Annotated in this window: 17 protein-coding genes, 1 riboswitch and 1 other annotated feature; of the genes, 15 read left to right on the top strand and 2 right to left on the bottom strand. The window is 36.7% G+C overall.

Translation table 11 applies throughout. The annotated features are described in order from the left end of the window. Nucleotides 1–540 precede the first annotated feature (540 nt). Together GHT08_RS15430 and ilvD are read left to right on the top strand one after the other, a co-directional pair. Nucleotides 541–1,215: a FadR/GntR family transcriptional regulator gene (locus GHT08_RS15430; RefSeq protein ID WP_163582375.1), complete on the top strand. Its 675-nt coding sequence runs from the start codon at nt 541–543 to the stop codon at nt 1,213–1,215. A 220-nt stretch (nt 1,216–1,435) separates the two neighbouring features. Beyond that, nucleotides 1,436–3,109 (top strand): dihydroxy-acid dehydratase, encoded by a 1,674-nt coding sequence (gene ilvD, locus GHT08_RS15425; protein WP_163582373.1) that lies wholly within the window; start codon nt 1,436–1,438, stop codon nt 3,107–3,109. A 215-nt stretch (nt 3,110–3,324) separates the two neighbouring features. On the opposite strand, the gene GHT08_RS15420 is transcribed toward ilvD, so the two are convergent. Continuing rightward, nucleotides 3,325–3,558 (bottom strand): hypothetical protein, encoded by a 234-nt coding sequence (locus GHT08_RS15420; protein WP_163582372.1) that lies wholly within the window; start codon nt 3,556–3,558, stop codon nt 3,325–3,327. A gap of 173 nt (nt 3,559–3,731) precedes the next feature. On the opposite strand from GHT08_RS15420, the gene spoVID reads away from it, so the two are divergent. Together spoVID and GHT08_RS15410 are read left to right on the top strand one after the other, a co-directional pair. Further along, nucleotides 3,732–4,685: a stage VI sporulation protein D gene (gene spoVID / locus GHT08_RS15415; protein ID WP_163582370.1), complete on the top strand. Its 954-nt coding sequence runs from the start codon at nt 3,732–3,734 to the stop codon at nt 4,683–4,685. A 136-nt stretch (nt 4,686–4,821) separates the two neighbouring features. After that, nucleotides 4,822–5,838, top strand: coding sequence for a phosphotransferase (locus tag GHT08_RS15410; protein WP_163582368.1), 1,017 nt, complete (start codon nt 4,822–4,824; stop codon nt 5,836–5,838). Nucleotides 5,839–5,842: 4 nt separating this feature from the next. On the opposite strand, the gene GHT08_RS15405 is transcribed toward GHT08_RS15410, so the two are convergent. Further along, nucleotides 5,843–6,031: a hypothetical protein gene (locus GHT08_RS15405; protein WP_083939002.1), complete on the bottom strand. Its 189-nt coding sequence runs from the start codon at nt 6,029–6,031 to the stop codon at nt 5,843–5,845. Nucleotides 6,032–6,449: 418 nt separating this feature from the next. Next, a riboswitch (cyclic di-GMP riboswitch) is annotated at nt 6,450–6,538 on the top strand. Between the two features lie 35 nt (nt 6,539–6,573). On the opposite strand from GHT08_RS15405, the gene GHT08_RS15400 reads away from it, so the two are divergent. From GHT08_RS15400 to pilO, 11 genes are all read left to right on the top strand, one after another. Continuing rightward, nucleotides 6,574–6,708, top strand: coding sequence for an anti-repressor SinI family protein (locus GHT08_RS15400; protein WP_163582366.1), 135 nt, complete (start codon nt 6,574–6,576; stop codon nt 6,706–6,708). A gap of 347 nt (nt 6,709–7,055) precedes the next feature. Continuing rightward, entirely contained in the window at nt 7,056–8,273 is a 1,218-nt protein-coding gene (locus tag GHT08_RS15395; protein ID WP_163582364.1) for an NAD(P)/FAD-dependent oxidoreductase, read from the top strand. Nucleotides 8,274–8,471: 198 nt separating this feature from the next. Then, nucleotides 8,472–9,110 carry an ABC transporter ATP-binding protein gene (locus tag GHT08_RS15390; RefSeq protein ID WP_163582362.1) on the top strand — a complete coding sequence of 213 codons (639 nt, stop codon included), beginning with the start codon at nt 8,472–8,474 and terminating at the stop codon, nt 9,108–9,110. After that, on the top strand, nt 9,107–9,886 hold the full coding sequence (locus GHT08_RS15385; protein ID WP_163582358.1) for an ABC transporter permease: 780 nt from the start codon (nt 9,107–9,109) through the stop codon (nt 9,884–9,886). Before GHT08_RS15390 ends, GHT08_RS15385 begins: the two co-directional genes overlap by 4 nt. A gap of 60 nt (nt 9,887–9,946) precedes the next feature. After that, nucleotides 9,947–10,178 (top strand) — a binding site (T-box leader). Between the two features lie 349 nt (nt 10,179–10,527). Continuing rightward, the gene (locus GHT08_RS15380; protein ID WP_163582356.1) at nt 10,528–13,179 is read left to right on the top strand and encodes a valine--tRNA ligase; all 2,652 of its coding nucleotides are present in this window, start codon (nt 10,528–10,530) and stop codon (nt 13,177–13,179) included. Nucleotides 13,180–13,523: 344 nt separating this feature from the next. After that, nucleotides 13,524–14,777, top strand: coding sequence for a bifunctional folylpolyglutamate synthase/dihydrofolate synthase (locus GHT08_RS15375; protein ID WP_163582354.1), 1,254 nt, complete (start codon nt 13,524–13,526; stop codon nt 14,775–14,777). A 244-nt stretch (nt 14,778–15,021) separates the two neighbouring features. Further along, nucleotides 15,022–15,309, top strand: coding sequence for a hypothetical protein (locus GHT08_RS15370; protein WP_163582352.1), 288 nt, complete (start codon nt 15,022–15,024; stop codon nt 15,307–15,309). A 113-nt stretch (nt 15,310–15,422) separates the two neighbouring features. Further along, on the top strand, nt 15,423–16,187 hold the full coding sequence (locus GHT08_RS15365) for a prepilin peptidase (RefSeq protein ID WP_163582350.1): 765 nt from the start codon (nt 15,423–15,425) through the stop codon (nt 16,185–16,187). A gap of 7 nt (nt 16,188–16,194) precedes the next feature. Beyond that, nucleotides 16,195–17,163: a type IV pilus biogenesis protein PilM gene (gene pilM, locus GHT08_RS15360; protein ID WP_163582348.1), complete on the top strand. Its 969-nt coding sequence runs from the start codon at nt 16,195–16,197 to the stop codon at nt 17,161–17,163. 12 nt (nt 17,164–17,175) lie between these two features. After that, a complete protein-coding gene (locus GHT08_RS15355; protein ID WP_163582346.1) occupies nt 17,176–17,712 on the top strand; it encodes a hypothetical protein in 537 nt (178 codons plus the stop codon). Next, nucleotides 17,702–18,283, top strand: coding sequence for a type 4a pilus biogenesis protein PilO (gene pilO, locus GHT08_RS15350; RefSeq protein ID WP_163582344.1), 582 nt, complete (start codon nt 17,702–17,704; stop codon nt 18,281–18,283). The genes GHT08_RS15355 and pilO overlap by 11 nt, the downstream gene beginning before the upstream one ends. Nucleotides 18,284–18,412: the final 129 nt, after the last annotated feature.

Genomic DNA, 18,412 nt, shown 5'->3' with positions numbered 1-18,412 from the left:
CGACTAATTACTTCGCTTTCCGCGGGCACGGCCTCAACTAACTTTGCAAAGAAAAACACTTTGCAAAGTGGATTTTCGGCTCGCGCTATTCCCGCAGGAGTCTACGTAATTAGTCTCCGCTATGAGGAGATGCAGCAATTGTTGTCAGAAGTAATAGGTTGACTTTTATAAAATAGATAAGAGCAAGAATCGCTATCCATAAGTATAAAAGTAGCAATGTTACTTCATGCTAGAGTTGTAGAGCAGAGCTTAGCGAAGGCCGCCCACTTCCACTCCTGTGGGAATCGTTTGACCTGAAGATCCACTTTCTCGAGCGGTTTTGGCTCGAAAAAGTTAGCTGAAGGACAAACCCCACGGAAAGGGAAGTGGGCAGCCGCAGCGGCGGTTAAGTGATTGATATATTTCAAAATGGCTACTAAAACAATCGCAGATCCAGGGAAAAGGACTAAGCGAATTTTGCTCAGTTTTTTTTGAAAAAATCTAAATGGGATACCACAATCTATATGCTATACTAGAAAGAAAACTAGGGTGATAAAGTTTATGGTTCAAAAAAGACTATCTGATAGTGTAGCAGACGATATAATGTCCATGCTTGCTATTGAGAAAAGATTTCTTCCAGGTGATAAGCTTCCAAACGAAAATGAATTATCAGAGGAGCTAAATATTAGTAGAACAACCCTTCGGGAAGCAATCCGGATATTGGTTACTAATGGCATTTTAGAGATTAGAAGAGGGAAGGGTACATATGTAAAGGAAGACATTGATGTAAATAATCTAGAAGAAATGGGCTTTCTTGCAGAGGCTAAAATAAATGCAAAAGATTTGTATGAAATGCGCTTGATATTTGAACCCGAAGCTGCCTATTATGCGACGATTCGAGCAAGTGATACTGAATTAAAGCGTATTTTAGATTATGGTATCCAAATAGAACAAAAAATTAAGCACAATGAGGATCGAACAGACGTAGAACAAAAGTTTCATAAATCCATCGTAAAAGCTACCCATAACGAATTTATGGAAAAGCTGATGCCAGTTCTTTACCAAGCTATCGATAAGGGAGTCATTTTATCCAAGAAAAAGGAACTTGCAATCAAAGATACGATCAATGATCATAAAATGATAATGGAATTTATGAAAAATCGTAATCCTGAAGGTGCAAGAAGTGCAATGAAAATTCATATTTTGCATGCAATGGAAGAGTTGCGAATTGAATAATAGTTCATTAAAGGACATCTTGGATTTAGCCAAGATGTCCTTTTTGTCATATTGGAAAGTGCAGAATAAATAAACAAAAGCCCCCGATATCCTTTCCATAAAATAGCTCTTCATCAACTATTTTATGAAGTTTCTTCTATTTTGTCATACAACTATATTGACAGTAGACAACATACAATATAAAATACATTAAACAAATAAAATAAGGGGTGTGGTACAGATGAGAAGAAGTGATACGATAAAAATCGGGGTAGATCGTGCTCCTCATCGTAGTCTTTTATATGCTACGGGGAAGGTAAAAGCGAAAGATTTAGGGAAACCATTTATTGGTGTTTGCAATTCTTATATTGATATTATTCCTGGACATGTACATTTACGTGAGTTCGCAGAGGTCGTAAAAGAAGCAATCATTGAAGCTGGTGGTATTCCATTTGAATTCAATACGATTGGAGTGGATGATGGAATTGCGATGGGACACATCGGAATGCGTTATTCCTTACCAAGTCGTGAATTAATTGCAGACAGTGCTGAAACGGTTATTAATGCGCATTGGTTTGATGGCGTATTTTATATTCCAAACTGTGACAAAATCACTCCTGGCATGTTAATGGCAGCAGCTCGTACGAACGTACCCTCCGTCTTCGTTTCCGGTGGTCCAATGGAAGCCGGTACAAGTTCTAGCGGACAACAACTTTCATTGTCATCTGTTTTCGAAGGTGTTGGAGCATATAAATCAGGAAAGATGACGGAAGAAGAATTTAACGATATTGAAAAGAACGCTTGTCCAACTTGTGGATCTTGTTCAGGTATGTTCACAGCAAATTCCATGAACTGTTTGATGGAAATGTTAGGTGTAGCACTACCTGGGAATGGTTCGGTTGTTGCCACGAGCGAGAAGCGTAAAGAATTGATACAAGAAGCGGCAAAACATTTGGTTCGTATGATTGAAGAAGATGTTAAACCGCGTGATATCATTACAAAAGAAGCGATTGATGATGCATTCGCACTTGATATGGCGATGGGTGGATCTACAAATACAGTACTGCATACATTAGCTATTGCCAGGGAAGCTGGAATAGAATATGACCTTGAAAAAATCAACAAAATTGCTACCCGTGTTCCGTATCTTGCAAAGATTATGCCTGCATCTGATATCTCCATGGATGATATCAATAAAGCTGGAGGGATTAGTGCCATTATTAATGAATTAACGAAAATCCCTAATGCTATTCATCCAGATCGCTTAACGATAACAGGTAAGTCAATGGGCGAACTTGCTAATGGATATGACATTACAAATAAACAAGTTATTCGTCCAAAAGATAATCCATACAGTCCAGTAGGAGGATTATCCATTTTATACGGCAATCTTGCTCCAGAAGGTGCTGTCATTAAAGTTGGTGCTGTTGACCCTGCCATCAAAGTATTTGAAGGAGAAGCAATCATTTTTGATTCTCAAGAAGAAGCGCAAGAAGCGATTGATAATGGAACTGTTAGAGAAGGGCATGTTGTTGTTATCCGATATGAAGGACCTAAAGGTGGTCCGGGAATGCCAGAAATGTTAGCTCCTACTTCGGCTATCATGGGCCGAGGTTTAGGCAGTACCGTGGCTCTTCTAACTGATGGGCGTTTCTCAGGTGCATCTCGTGGTATTTCCATTGGACATATTTCCCCGGAAGCTGCAGAAGGTGGACCAATTGCCTTAATAGAAAATGGGGACGTAGTGGTTATAGATTTACCAAATAGAATACTAAATGTAAAAGTATCGGATGAAGTCTTAGATGAACGTAGAAAATCGCTAGAACCCTTTGAGCCTAAAATCAAACAAGGTTGGTTAGGAAGGTATTCAAAACTTGTAACCAACGCTTCTAAAGGCGGCGTGATGAGCATATAATTGTTCTGATTTTATAAATGATTTGAATAAATTAATAGAGTATTATTCATTAAGCAATCTTTTAATTAGAAATAAGCGTTTGGATGAAAGAGCTCCAAACGTTTATTTAAATAGCAAAGAAACTATAAAAATTGAGTGCCTGTCTAGCTCCGAACGCCTAAAAACTAGGCGACTTCACGAATCACCCTACGATAAGTCATTATCGGTTCGTAAACTCACCGTGATTCCTTTATCTCAGTTGATTCTGAAGTCGCTAAGTTTCTAACGAAATCTGTCATGTCCTCAACCGAAATTAAAATTTGATCATTGTAACCATCTTCATTGATATTTCCCGACTTAATATTCATTTGTATTTGATTGTTATTCTCGAAAGAAAGGACAACCCCAATAAAATCTGGAGTATTTGAATAAGACTCTTCTTCCGAACAACTAAGACTATCAACATCCATTTTTTCATTTTTAAACCCCGATATTCATTATTTTCACCACTTTATACTACATAGCAGTTCAAGAAATTAAACAAGCTGAATGATACAGAGCAAGCATATTTCTCTCGTTACCTACATATAGTTTATTGAGATGCTAGTACGCCTTAGCTAAGCAAAGGAAAGGGGGAAGTGCTTTGCAAGAAGCCTTTACATTTAATATTCATGAAGCAATAGCTTTTGATAAGGAACAGCAAATCCAGGAAATGTTAGGCATTGGATTAGAGCCGGTAATTTCAATGGAGGAAATAGGTAACACACTTTCTATCAGAGGAGTAATGGAACTGAAAGGAGAGTATATTAGAAACAATGCTCCTGTCGAAAGTGAAGTTCGCCAAACAGACGCAACCTTTGTAGAACGAGTAGAATCTTTGTCTGATGAAGTAAATGAATTTTTCCATAAATTCCTTATTGATGTATCGATTCCAATGGAGAGAATCCCTTCATTAGATGATGTCTCAATTGAAGTAGATCATTTTGATTATACATTAGCATCTGCAAATGAAATGGCGATAGAAGCAACTCTTGCTATTCAAGGTATTGAAGAACCACAAGTTGAAGAAGAAATTCAAGAAGAGGAGACTCTGCCATCTTTTGAAGAAAATCGTCTGGATGAAGAACTAGAAGAAGAGGAAGAAGATACATTTCATTTAGAAGTAGATCCAGAGTTAGATAATGAACCAGAAGAGGAAAAAGTGGTAGATATCAGCAGTGTCCGAAATGATTCTGAAACAGTTGAAGAAGAAGATAGTATAGATGAACAGGAAGAGGACTTAGTAAGAGAGCCTGAAGATGATTTCGTATTAGAAAGTGATGAGGAAGAAGAGGAAAATACTGGAGAAAAATTGCATGTCCAAGCAAGGGAAGAGCGGACAAATGACACATCCTATTTATTGAATATTTTTGCTGGTGAAGAAAGTGCTAGCTATACTCGACTAAAATTATATATCGTGCAACCTGATGATCAGATGCAAACTATCGCTGAGCGTTATCAAGTTTCTCCTAGACAAATTATGAGAACGAACCGTCTAGAAGAAGAGGATATAACGGCAGGTCAATTAATTTATATTCCCATAACCTCAGAAGATTAAAGATTTAATCCCTTGGTGCCAGTCAAGGGATTTTTTGTTTACGTGTATAGAGAGGCATAAATTTTAAGTACTGACTGAGTGAATCGTTACGTGTTAATAACTCTGTATTTTTTTATTTTTAAAAGGAGGAAGACAAATGGAGTGGTCACAAATAATCGAAGCATATCAATTACAACCGGAGGAAATTGAGCAAGTGACAGAAAGAGTGTATAAAATAAAGGCAAACTCACAACAGTATGCTTTAAAAAAATCAAGGTTATATCCAGATGACTTAGGGAGATGGCAAGCAATTCAACAATATATACAACAAAAACAGATATTAGGATTTGTCCCGATTTATTTTGCCAAAAGTAATCAACCATTTGTAATAGATCAAGATCAAATTTATTATCTGATGCCATGGGTAGAACAGGATTATACGGATCAGCCTATAGATGAATATGCATCTGTTATTCACGCCATAGGACGTCTACATGCTGCAACGATGGATTATCATCAGATTGCACCATTAAAACAAAACAAAGATGGTATGGAACAGCAATTTCAGCAAGAATTATCCAGCTATCGGGACCAAATGTTAAAGTACGTTCGCTATTTTGAAGCAAAGCGTTTTATGTCCCCTTATGAGTTGCAAATTTGCATGTATTATCGTGATATAGAACAAACATTTAATCAACTAGAAAGATGGCAAGAAATTTATTTAGATGTAATGGAAGAAACAAACGAAATGAAATATACCTTATGTCATGGGAATATACGACCTTCTCACTATGTGATCACACAAGCAAACACATATTTTTTGAATTGGGAACATGCATTGATGACATCTCCAACCTATGATTTAGTAAATTATTATCAATATTTATTTCAATTTCATGACTGTGATATGGGGAAAGTGACAGATTCATTTTCTATCTATTGTCGTTATATTGATTTATCGGACTATGAAAAATCTTTATTAGTTTTACAATTACTGTCTCCGGCAAATTGGTTTCATGAAGTATTTACCAGTGTGCAATCATCGAGAAATAAAAATAATATAAATTGCTCCATCAAAATTGAGCAGGAATATCGTAAGTTATTATTTGGGTTACAGCTACAAGAATTTATTTATAAAACATTAAAGTCAGAGCAATTTGAAGAAACGTATTAGAGCATTATATCCATTCTAATTGAAAAGCAATAAGAATACCAATTAGAATTCCTAACAATAAAACGTCAAAAGTAGTTGGTATAAATATTGTTCGTATCCCCTGAAAGATCACGATTGGAAGTGTACATCGTTCACAAATTAATATCCATTCTCGAGCCCAAGGTGGTAGACGGTAACGATAATAACGAGACAAAGTATCACCTCATTCACGATATAATAATTCATTATATTGTAGTTTATGCAGTAAAATTGGAATTGTACCCAAAATAAAAGTTTTAATTAAATTCATTTTAATGGAATACGTAATAAAATCTTTGCAAAATATATCTAGTTCAATTTTCTCAAAAATCTATAGATATGCAGGAATATAATTGATGCATATCGAATATATACTAGATAATAGGTACTATGGATTCGCAAAAAATCTATTGTTGTTTTATAGGGGGGTGTATAGCGGTAGTGTTCTTTTGGAATAATATAAGTTTAAGCTGATCGACGAATGAAAAAATTAGGAGCTACTGTTATAGTAACATTTAAGCAAGTGATAAGGATATAAGGGCTTGCATGATACTCTAACTATGGATTCGTACGTTGTATATTCGATAGATACAATCAGAAAAAGGCAAACCTATTGAGAGGTAGGGACGCAAAGTTACAGGTCCGTTTAATACATATGTATTCGGATGGCTGAGCTGCCTGAAATACAGTAGTGTATTTTAGGAGGGGAATACGTTTATGCCAACAAAAGTAAACGTGGATTATGAATGGATTTACTTGATAGCAAAAGCGAAAGCGGAAGGTTACACAGTAGAAGAAGTTCGAGAATTCCTAAAACAGAATAAATACAAGTCCAACGTGCAACCAAACTAATAATAAAACCCTACAAAATAGGGTTTTTTATTTTTTAAGAAAGTATATAACCATAGGGAGCACAACATTTTTAGAGATTTCAACACTATTTTTTAGCGCTTTTATGGAATTACACTACATAGAGTTTTCAATAGTTCCTGGTTTGTATCAACAGAATAATAGGATGTTTACGTAAATATTGCATTTTGATTTGGAAAAAATATTTGTTTTTAGATGGTGCTGGTTTATTAGACTGAAAATGACAATTTTGATATACTAACTGCGATCGATATGATACATACAAATCGTTTAAAAGGTGAAAACTATCGTAATTAATAATGGCTCTAAAACAAGAAGGGAAGGATTCGATGATAGGAAACAGACCTAAAATAGTTGTACTTGGAGCAGGCTATGCAGGAATGATGACAACCAAACGTTTAACACAACAATTTGCACCAGAAGAAGCAGAGATTACATTAGTCAACAAACACAATTATCATTACCAAACAACGTGGTTGCATGAAGTAGCTGCAGGAACAATTGATGTCAATCGCTCTCGAATTATGATTTCCGATGTCATTAATACTCGCCGCGTAAATTTTGTACATGATACAGTGGTGAAAATTAACAAAGAATCCAAAACAGTTCAACTAGAAAATGGCGAAATTAATTATGATTATTTAGTGATTGGACTAGGTTTTGAAAAAGCCGCATTTGGTATTCCTGGTATGGAAGAGCATGCTTTTTCGATTCAGAGTGTCGACACGAGTCGTATGATTAGAGATCATATTGAATATCAGTTTGCTCGTTATCGTAATGAGAAAAATCCTGATCCAAGTATGCTAACGATCGTTGTAGGTGGTGCAGGTTTCACCGGTATCGAATTTTTAGGTGAGTTAGCAGAACGAATTCCGCTATTATGTAAGAAATATGATATCCCACGTCAAGACGTAAGGATCATTGATATTGAAGCAATGCCTACCATTTTACCAAACTTTGATGAAGAATTATTAACTTACGCGAAAGAATCCTTGGAATATCGTGGTATAGAATTCAAGCTTGGTACCAAGATTAAAGAGGTGAAAGAAGACTCCGTTGTTGTTGGCGAAGAGGAAGAAGAAGAAATTAAAGCAGGTACGATAGTTTGGACTGGTGGTGTACAAGCTAATCGAATTGTAGGAGAATCTGGTTTTGAATTAACGAAAGGTAAAGTCAATGTAGATGCAACATTACGTGCTCCAGGACATGATGAAGTCTTTATTTTAGGTGATTGTGCCTGGGTAATGAATAACGAAACTGGAAAACCATACCCACCTACAGCCCAAATTGCCATACAGGAAGCAGATGTATGCGCGCATAATCTTAGAACGATGATTTATGGTGGTACATTACAAGAATTCAAATTCGATGATAAAGGAACAGTTGCATCTTTAGGGGGAAGTGATGCGATGGGCACGGTATTTGATGGCAATAAATTATATGGTATGCAGGCAAAAGTGATGAAAAATGTGATTGATGACCGCTACTTGTTCTTATTAGGCGGGCCAATGCTCGTACTAAAAAAGGGTAAATTCCGTCCGTTTTAACAGAACTATAAAAGAGGAGGAAATCATATGAAAAATACATTATTTTACACATTATTAACAGTAGTTGCGACCATTGCATATGTATTTGTTTCTAGGAAAATGGAAGATAAGCGGGATTTTCGCTAATAATTGTGAGCAGATACAATCAGGTGTCTGCTCTATTACATTACATAGACCTAGTACTTTGGAGGAGATGTCATGTTTTCGATTAAACAATTGGTTTTTAAGGATATACTAACAGTCAACAAATTGGAAATTGAATCAGGTAAAATTTACTGCTTATTTGGAGAAAGTGGCAGTGGTAAATCTACCTTGTTAAAAATGTTTAACAGCATGCTTACTCCTGATCAGGGTACTATTACTTATAAAGGTCAATCGATCGCAAACTTAGACCCTGTTCAATTAAGAAGAGAAGTGGTAATGCTTGGACAGGACCCCATAGTTTTTGAAGGAACAGTTCGCGATAACCTTTTAATAGGACGGCAATTTGCAGATGAAGCAGATGTCGAAGATCAGGTGTTGATTGATTTATTAAAAGACTTACGTCTAACAAAAGATTTAGATGAAGAAGCGGATAAACTATCTGGTGGTGAACAACAAAGGTTAGCATTTGGACGTGTGCTTTTGACGAATGCCGAAGTCTACTTGATGGACGAACCTACATCCGCTCTTGATGAAGAAACGGAAACCGCGATTATGGACTTGTTTACAAAGAAAATCCGTGACGAAGGTAAAACGGCGATCATGGTTACACATTCAAAAGAAGTCGCAGAAAAATATAGTGATGAAATTATCTATATGAACGACATAGTAACGAAAGAGGGTGCTCTTTCATGAATGAAATGCTTGAAATTACGATATGGCAGCTCGTTACTGCTTATATTTTTATAGTCATCCTACTTGCGATCGTCCGCTGGCGTAAAATTCCGCGAGAGAAAGAGATCATTATTGCTACACTAAGAATGACGATTCAACTTGTATTAGTTGGCTATGTACTCATGTTTATATTTGAAAATGAGAAAATGATTTACTCGATTATCGTCATTATTATCATGGAAACATTTGCTGTTTATAATATTTATAAACGCACGAAGCAAACCTTAAGTAGAGAGTTAAAGAAAATTATTGCGATTTCGATGGTATCCGGTACTTTATTTGCTTTTCTTTATTTTGATTTTATTGTTGTTCAGTTTTCGCCTTGGTATGATCCCCGCTATTTCATACCGATTGCAGGAATGTTAATCGGGAACTCTATGACTGGTATTACACTGGGAGTTAGCTCTTTAGTGGAAGGATTCAGCTCACGGAAGAAAGAAGTGGAAGCTGCATTGATGTTAGGAGCGCCACCGAATAAAGCATCACAGGGTATTGTTAATCATGCTTTTGATTCAGCGATCTTACCGACAATCAACAGTATGGTCGGAATGGGGATTGTTTTTTTACCAGGAATGATGACCGGTGTTATTTTATCAGGGGCAGGTCCGATGGATGCGATCAAATATCAAATTGCCATTATGCTTGGTATCACTGGTAGTGTTTCATTGTCCGTAATTTTATTCTTATATTTTGGCTATAAGACATTTTTTAATAAACATGCACAATTGACACTATAATTAAACTTGACTTCTTTGTTTCCTTTTGGATAAAATAGCATATAATGAATCATAATTAAGACAGATGCGATGATGAGGAGGAGTACTTCACACTGTTCGCTAGAGAGGAAGACCCACAGGCTGAAAGGTTTTCTCGAAAAAAGGTGAAGGAAGGTAGTCTCTGATGCAGCTTTACTGAACATGACAAGTAGGTAAAAGTCGGTGAAATCCGTTATCTTCAGCTAAGCGTATAAGTGATATCACTTATAAACAAAGGTGGCACCGCGGAAACCCAATCCTTTTCGTCCTTTACACAAGGCCGAAAAGGATTTTTTTATGTCGAAGTGGAGAGGATGTGCAAGCATATACTGCGAGATAAAGTGGATATGAGGTGTATTTTGGCTGAGCGCGGACATTTGTTCCGCTATTTATGACAAAAGTGCTGTTTTTAGGTTGGTCGCGAACATCTCGAAAATGGTGCTCATTTAAGCCAAAATGAGCCATATAAGGGATTAAATGTCCGCTAACATCGAAAAACAGGTGATTGTTAGTCAAATAACGCACTAAATGTCCGCATCAAGACAAATTTTCAATAGTTCGCAGTAGTGATCTCTTGTGAAGCTTGTGTCGATTACCTTTAGTAAATATAAGGAGGAATAAGCATGTCAGAACAACAGGAAGTTAATTTACCACCAAAGTATGATCCAACTGCAGTTGAGAAGGGCCGTTATAACACTTGGGTAGAAGGGAAATATTTTGAGGCAGAACGAAACAAAGAGAAGGAACCTTTTACGATCGTAATCCCACCACCAAACGTAACCGGTAAATTACACATCGGTCATGCATGGGATACGACACTACAGGATATCATTACAAGAATAAAAAGAATGCAAGGCTATGATGTTCTCTACTTACCAGGAATGGACCATGCCGGTATCGCAACTCAATCAAAAGTAGAAGCAAAGCTACGTGAAGAAGGCATATCCCGTTATGATTTGGGCAGGGAGAAGTTCCTCGACAAAGCATGGGACTGGAAAGAAGAATACGCTGGCTTTATTCGCGAACAATGGGCAAAATTAGGACTAGGTTTAGATTATTCACGCGAACGTTTCACTTTAGATGAAGGTTTATCTGAAGCTGTAAAAGAAGTATTTGTTACATTATATGAAAAAGGGCTTATCTATCGTGGAGAGTATATTATTAATTGGGATCCTGCAACAAAGACTGCTCTTTCTGATATTGAAGTAATCTATAAGGATGTTCAAGGTCATTTCTATCATATGAAATATCCTTTAGCAGATGGATCCGGACATATTGAAGTAGCTACAACGAGACCAGAAACGATGCTTGGTGATACAGCAGTCGCTGTACATCCAGATGACGAAAGATATCAAGATTTAATAGGTAAGAAAGTTAAGCTTCCAATTGTTGGCCGAGAAATTGAGATTGTGGCAGATGATTATGTGGATATGGAATTCGGTTCAGGTGCTGTAAAAATAACACCTGCACACGATCCGAATGACTTTGAAATTGGTAATCGCCATAACCTTGAACGTGTACTTGTGATGAACGAAGACGGTACAATGAATGAGAATGCTGGTAAATATCAAGGCATGGATCGGTTTGAATGTCGTAAACAGATCGTCAAAGACCTTCAAGATCAAGGGGTTCTCTTCAACATTGAAGAACATATGCATTCAGTAGGTCACTCGGAACGAAGCGATGCAGTAGTCGAACCATATTTGTCGACACAATGGTTTGTTGACATGCAGCCATTGGCAGATGCTGCGATTGAACTTCAAAAAGCTTCCGATGACAAAAAAGTACATTTTGTACCGGATCGTTTCGAAAAAACATACCTTAGATGGATGGAAAGTATCCGTGACTGGTGTATATCTAGACAATTATGGTGGGGACATCGTATACCTGCATGGTATCATAAAGAAACAGGTGAAATGTATGTAGGTAAGGAAGCACCTGAAGATATCGAAAACTGGGAACAAGATCAAGATGTATTGGATACTTGGTTTTCCTCAGCGTTATGGCCATTCTCTACATTAAACTGGCCAAATACAGAGGATGAAGATTTTAAACATTTCTTCCCAACCAATGTACTAGTAACGGGATATGATATTATCTTTTTCTGGGTATCTCGGATGATTTTCCAATCGGTTGAGTTTAATGATCAACGTCCGTTTAAAGACGTATTGATTCATGGGTTAGTTCGTGATGCAGAAGGTCGCAAAATGAGTAAATCACTAGGCAATGGTGTTGATCCTATGGAAGTGATTGACAAATACGGAGCAGACTCCTTACGTTACTTCTTAGCAACTGGATCAAGTCCTGGCCAGGATTTACGTTTCCAGTGGGAAAAAGTAGAGTCGACTTGGAACTTTGTTAATAAAATATGGAATGCTTCGCGTTTTGCTTTAATGAACATGGATGGCTTAAGTTATGATGAAATTGATTTAACTGGCAAAAAATCCGTAGCGGATGAATGGATTTTGACAAGACTAAACGAAACGATAGAACAAGTAACACGTCATGTGGATAAATATGATTTTGGTGAGGCAGGACGTTACCTTTATAACTTTATTTGGGATGACTTCTGTGACTGGTATATTGAAATGGCGAAATTACCGCTTTACGGCGAAGATGAGCAAGCAAAACTAACGACACGCTCGATCTTAGCATATGTGTTAGATCATACGATGCGCATGCTTCATCCATTTATGCCATTTGTGACAGAAGAAATCTGGCAACAATTGCCTCACAAAGGTGAATCTATTGTACGTGCTGCATGGCCAACAGTAGATAATCAATTATCTAATGAAGCATCGTCCGAGGTGATGAAGCAATTAGTGGCGATTATTCGTTCTGTTCGTAATATCCGTGCCGAAGTGGACACACCGATGTCAAAAGAAATTCCTATTATCGTTCAAGCTAATGATGAAGCGGTGAAAAAACAATTAGAAACAAACCGTATTTATCTAGATCGCTTCTGTAACCCAAGTGAATTAACGATTGATACAAACGTTGTGGTGCCAGACAAAGCAATGTCTGCCGTTGTTACTGGTGCAGAGCTATTCTTACCGTTAGAAGGATTGATCGACATTGACAAAGAGCTTACACGTCTTCAAGGAGAATTGGATAAATTAAACAAAGAGGTTGAGCGCGTTGATAAGAAATTGGCGAATGAGGGATTTGTTAGCAAAGCTCCTGCACATGTAGTAGATGCAGAAAAAGAAAAACAAAAGGATTACATGGAAAAGAGAGAAAAAGTACAGGCGAGAATTGAAGAACTACAGAAATAACCAAAGCAGAGGCTGTCACTGGCAGCCTCTCTTTTTCACAACCACAAACAAATAAAATACATCAACTGAGAACGTGGAATTGAATTAGAATAACTGCTTAGTTTAGGCACAATGTGGACATTTGTTCCGCTATTTGTGACAAAAATGGCGTTTTTAGGCTGTTCTCGGACCTCCATTCCGCTATTCATTGAAAATAAAGCTTATTTTTACTGTAAGTAATTAAGGGATTCAATGTCCGCCAACATCGAAAAATGGGTGTGATTCTGTTAAATAACGCTCTGAATGTCCGCTCAACAAATATTAGTTCATAGTTTTGTTTAAATAATATAAAGGATGTTGATTTTATGATGGAATCTGTACAGGATTTGGAACAATTTTTTGTATCAAGACGAACGTTAGGAATAAAGCCTGGGTTGGAGCGGTTGGATTATTTATTAGAAAAAGTGAATCATCCGCAAAAGTCAATGCCAACTATCCATATTGCCGGTACGAATGGGAAAGGTTCTACTTTGACTTTTTTAAAAGAAGTGTTAATGGAGAGTGGATACACTGTTGGGACTTTTCAGTCACCAGGTCTTCCTACGATTTTGGATCATATTGCGATTAACAATCGATCTATTACAGCGCAGGAATTTATTGATATTCTTCATCCACTTTTGCCGATTATTGAAGAAATGGATCAACAAAACTTAGCACCCTCTGAATATGAGATATTAATGATTATCACATTATTATTTCTCCAAGATAATATCGATATTGCTATAATCGAAGCCGCTATGGGAGGCCGTGAGGACATAACCAATAGAGTCGAGCCACTTGTAACAATTATTACAAGTATTGGATTTGATCATACAAGCTTTCTCGGTAATACGCTAAAAGACATTGCTGCTCATAAAGCTGGAATTATCAAGGAAAAAGTGCCAGTTATTTCTGGTGATTTGGTCGATGAAGCTTTACAAGTTGTGAAAGAAGAAGTTCGTAAGCAAAACGCGCCCTTGTATTTATATGGCCAAGAGTTTTGGACTGAGGAAATAGATAGAAATCATTTTCACTGGAATAATGGTTCTAAGTATTATGTTATGGATCTTGCAATGAAAGGACGTCACCAAATAATGAATGCTTCTTTAGCTATTCAAGCGTTGAATCTTTTACAAGATAATGGATTTAATATTGATGACATAGCGATGAAAAAAGGTTTGGCTCAAGCAAAACTACCCAATCGAATGGAAATCATTAAAGAACATCCAAAGATTATTGTTGATGGTGCACATAATGTCCAAAGCGTTACCAAATTAATAGAAACGATTCAAGAAGAAAGTATAGAAGGTCGTGTCAAAGTCTTGTTCAGCGCATTTCGTGATAAAGAGATTACCATGATGTTGAAGGAATTAGCAAAACTTACTGACGAGATTATCGTGACTACATTTGATCATCCAAGAGTATTATCAGAGGAAGAAATACCCAATCATATCATATATGTAGAGAACGCTAGACAAGCATTGAATAAACTATTAGCTACTAGTAATCCAAATGATCTAATATTGATTACAGGCTCACTTCATTTTGTAGAATACGCCAAAAAAATAGTCCAAAAGTAATGAAAAATTGGTATTTAGTACTAAAAATAGTATTGTTCTTTTTTATGGAAACAAGTATAATGAGTTTAAAGAAAGGAAAATCGAAGGAAGGGGAGATAAATGGAAATTCACGACAGATTTCATAGTGAAAAAGACTTTACATTAATCGAAATTCTTGCTTCGGATTATAATCCTCACCATTATCTCCCTAGGTTTTTTAGCCCTGTTTACATATGCTTCAAAGTCAAATAGTAAATCCGAAAAGGTGAATGCTATTGCTGTCCCAGCGATTGGTAGTATTATCGATAGAGCTGAGGAAGGTGCACAAGAAGCAGAGGCAGAATTAATCGAAAATGCAGCACGGTTGGCATTAATTGCAGTTCAAGTAGACGGTGAAGAATCAAATTGGGTGTTTAATGGTGGGGATCAACCAAATATAACAGTACAAGAATTACTAGACAATGGATATCTGGAAACTGATGTCCGCCAAGTGGTACTCTTACGCATGTTGATGGAACTACTTTTACCTTTGTACATGACGAATAGACTGTAATTAGATATAAAAAGGTAAGATATTCTCAACAGCCGGAATATGGAAATGTATAGTACTACATACTGAATTTTTCCGTTTTCATTTTAACTAAGCCTTAAAATAGGAGTTAGCAGATGGATATTCTATATAGTGGAGTAAGTTTTGTCTTTGGATTAATTTTAGGTTCTTTTTATAATGTAGTCGGTCTTAGAATTCCACAACAGACGTTTTTATCCTCATCACGTTCTACATGTCCAGCATGTAACCAGACATTAAGGTGGTATGAATTAATACCTGTTTTTTCCTTTACCTTGCAAAAAGGCAAGTGCCGTAACTGTCAGCAGTCGATTTCTATTCTTTATCCATTGGTAGAGTTGATTACAGGGATTGGCTTTCTGCTTAGCTATTTGCATTTAGGATTATCATTAGATTTATGGATCACTTTTAGTTTAATTAGTTTATTCTCCATTGTCTTAGTAACAGACCTTCGTTTTATGCTCATCCCTAATAAAATTTTATTATGCTTCTTGCCTGTCTTTATTCTGTTTCGCGTGTGGCACCCCCTTGAACCATGGTGGTCCAGTATTACTGGTGCGATAGCAGGTTACGGTCTTCTTGCACTTATTATTATAGTCAGCAAAGGTGGTATGGGAGCAGGAGACATGAAATTACTAGGCTTATTAGGCATAATCCTAGGCTTTCCTTACATATTACTTGCCTTTTTTATCGCAACAATTATTGGATTATTATCTAGCATGATTATTATGCTGAAGAATGGATTTAAAGCAAAGCAGGAAGTACCGTTCGGCCCAGCGATAATCCTGGGGGCTCTTATAACGTTTCTTTTCGGTGATCATCTCGTGGAAGCCTACCTTAATCTGATTTGGTATGGAAAGTAGAAAGAAGGTGAGTATCATTTTTCAAAATATGTATGTACATCTAGTTATATATGATCGTTATCTTCGGTATATCGTATCCAAAAATAATCGGTTAGAGGATATCGAAGATTCTGGAGAACTTCTGTTAAAGGAAGGTTTAATAAAAGACGGAAGGATAATGGATAAAGAGGGGTTTCATTATCACCTGGAACGTATTGTGAAACAGAAGAAGTGGAAAAGGGCAAAAGTTTCATTTATGGTTTCTGATGGATTTGTTTCTATTCGACACCATCAGGTTCCAGCAGGGTTAAAGAAAGAGGAAACGAAAGCAGTTCTACAAAGAGAAGCTAAAGACCAACTTCGATTACCTTTTCAAGATCCAATCATTGATTTTGGTCTGATCAGAAAGCTGGAAACGACAAATGAAATACTTGTTTTTGCTTATCCGAGAGATGTATTAAACTCATATCTGGCAGTGATGGAAGCTGTACAATTAAAACCAGTTATTGCGGACGTATCCTCTCTTGCTTTATCGAGGGTTTATCAGCAGTTTGCTATCGATAGAACGGATGAACAAGATACACTTATCATGCAATGGGGAAAAGATGGATTGGTCCTTACGGCTTTCGAACATGGACTAATCGTTTTTTCCAGACATGTTCCATCTCCAACAGATGAACGAATGTGGTCATGGAGCTTTGAACGAAAAAAATTAGAATGGAATGGCAGTGAAGAAGATTTGCAGGAGTTACTGGATACTCACCTAGTAACCATTGAACGATTTCTTGATTTCTATCGATATTCTGTCCAAAACGGTGGAAAAGCGATTGAAAAAATTGTCATAGCAGGAGATTTTCCGTTTCTCGACTTAGCGATTCAATTAATAAGTGAACAGACCAAAGTACCTGTTATAGAACTGGGGAAAAATTTGCCGAAAACTATCTCAGTAGAGTTTAGTGATTTAGCTGGGCTTCTTTTAAGAGGGAATTCTAAATAATAGGGTGATCAGATGCAGATAAATTTTATAGAACATAAGGCTTTTAACCTTACACCATATATTTTAATTGTCCTTGCTTTCATAGGCTTAATCGTTTCTGTTTGGTTTGTAATGGTTCCTTATATTTCTTTGAAGAATGAGGTAAGTTCGATGGAAAAGCAACTCGAGATGAACGGGGAAGCGGAATCAGAAGCATTGCAATTAGAAGAAATGGTCGAACAACATGAGCAATTATCGAACTATATAACAAATATTGAAGAAGGGTTAATCGATCATATCGCATTAGTTGATCAATTGATTGCCTTTCTACCAAACAATAGTAGGATAGAACATCTTTATTACATGCATGATGAAGCAATTGAGGTAACAATGAGCTCAGCAAGGTTTATAGATATGGCGATATATAACGAATCATTAACCTCTCAGCCATATGTAACAGATGTTAGCTTTCAGTTTATGGAACGTTCAAATGAGGGAGACTTTCAAGCGACATATAGGATTGTAATCAGTTCGGATAAGTGGGTGGAGGTGGTGCAGCATGACGATTAAATGGACGCGCATCACACTTTTCTGGTTGATTATGATTGTATTATTTGTTGTTAGTATTTATTTTGTCGGTAAACTAAATGTGCTTGACCCTTTAGAGAAAAAGAAAACAAGTTTAGAGCAAAAAGTCGATACACAGACAATGTATATTGAAAATGCACAGATGTGGCAAGAAACGGTTTCCGGAATATCAACAGAAACGTTACACAAGCTGCCAATTACAAAGGGCAATAATCAAATCGTGAGAATGATGGATCAGGCTGTAAAGGATTCTGGTTTAACCATTGAGCAAATTTTAGTGGAAGAAAAATCACCTGAAGAAGATGATAACCTACACCGGTTGATATATCAAGTAGAAGGAATAGCGCCATCATATGAGTCATTTCAGCAATTTGTAACACAGATAATCGAAAATGAACGTATCATAGAAATATTTGAATTGAGTATTGACCGTGAAGATAAAACAGAAGCAGCTTTTCAATTTAACATCCAATTTTATGCATTTTACGCTCCTGATTTTGAAAAGCTCGAATCTGAAATAACGAATAAAGAAAGTATAAAATCACTGCAATGACTGCGTTAAGCCAAGTAGTTATTTTATAATGTACGATGTATATTGGCAACGCTCCGACTAATTACTTCTCTTTCCGCGGACATGGCCTCAACTAACTTTGCAAAGTGGATTTTCGGCTCGCGCTATTTA

The organism is Gracilibacillus saliphilus (genome assembly GCF_010994085.1).
Lineage (GTDB): Bacteria > Bacillota > Bacilli > Bacillales > Amphibacillaceae > Gracilibacillus > Gracilibacillus lacisalsi.
This window is presented reverse-complemented; position numbering and strand designations above follow the sequence as displayed.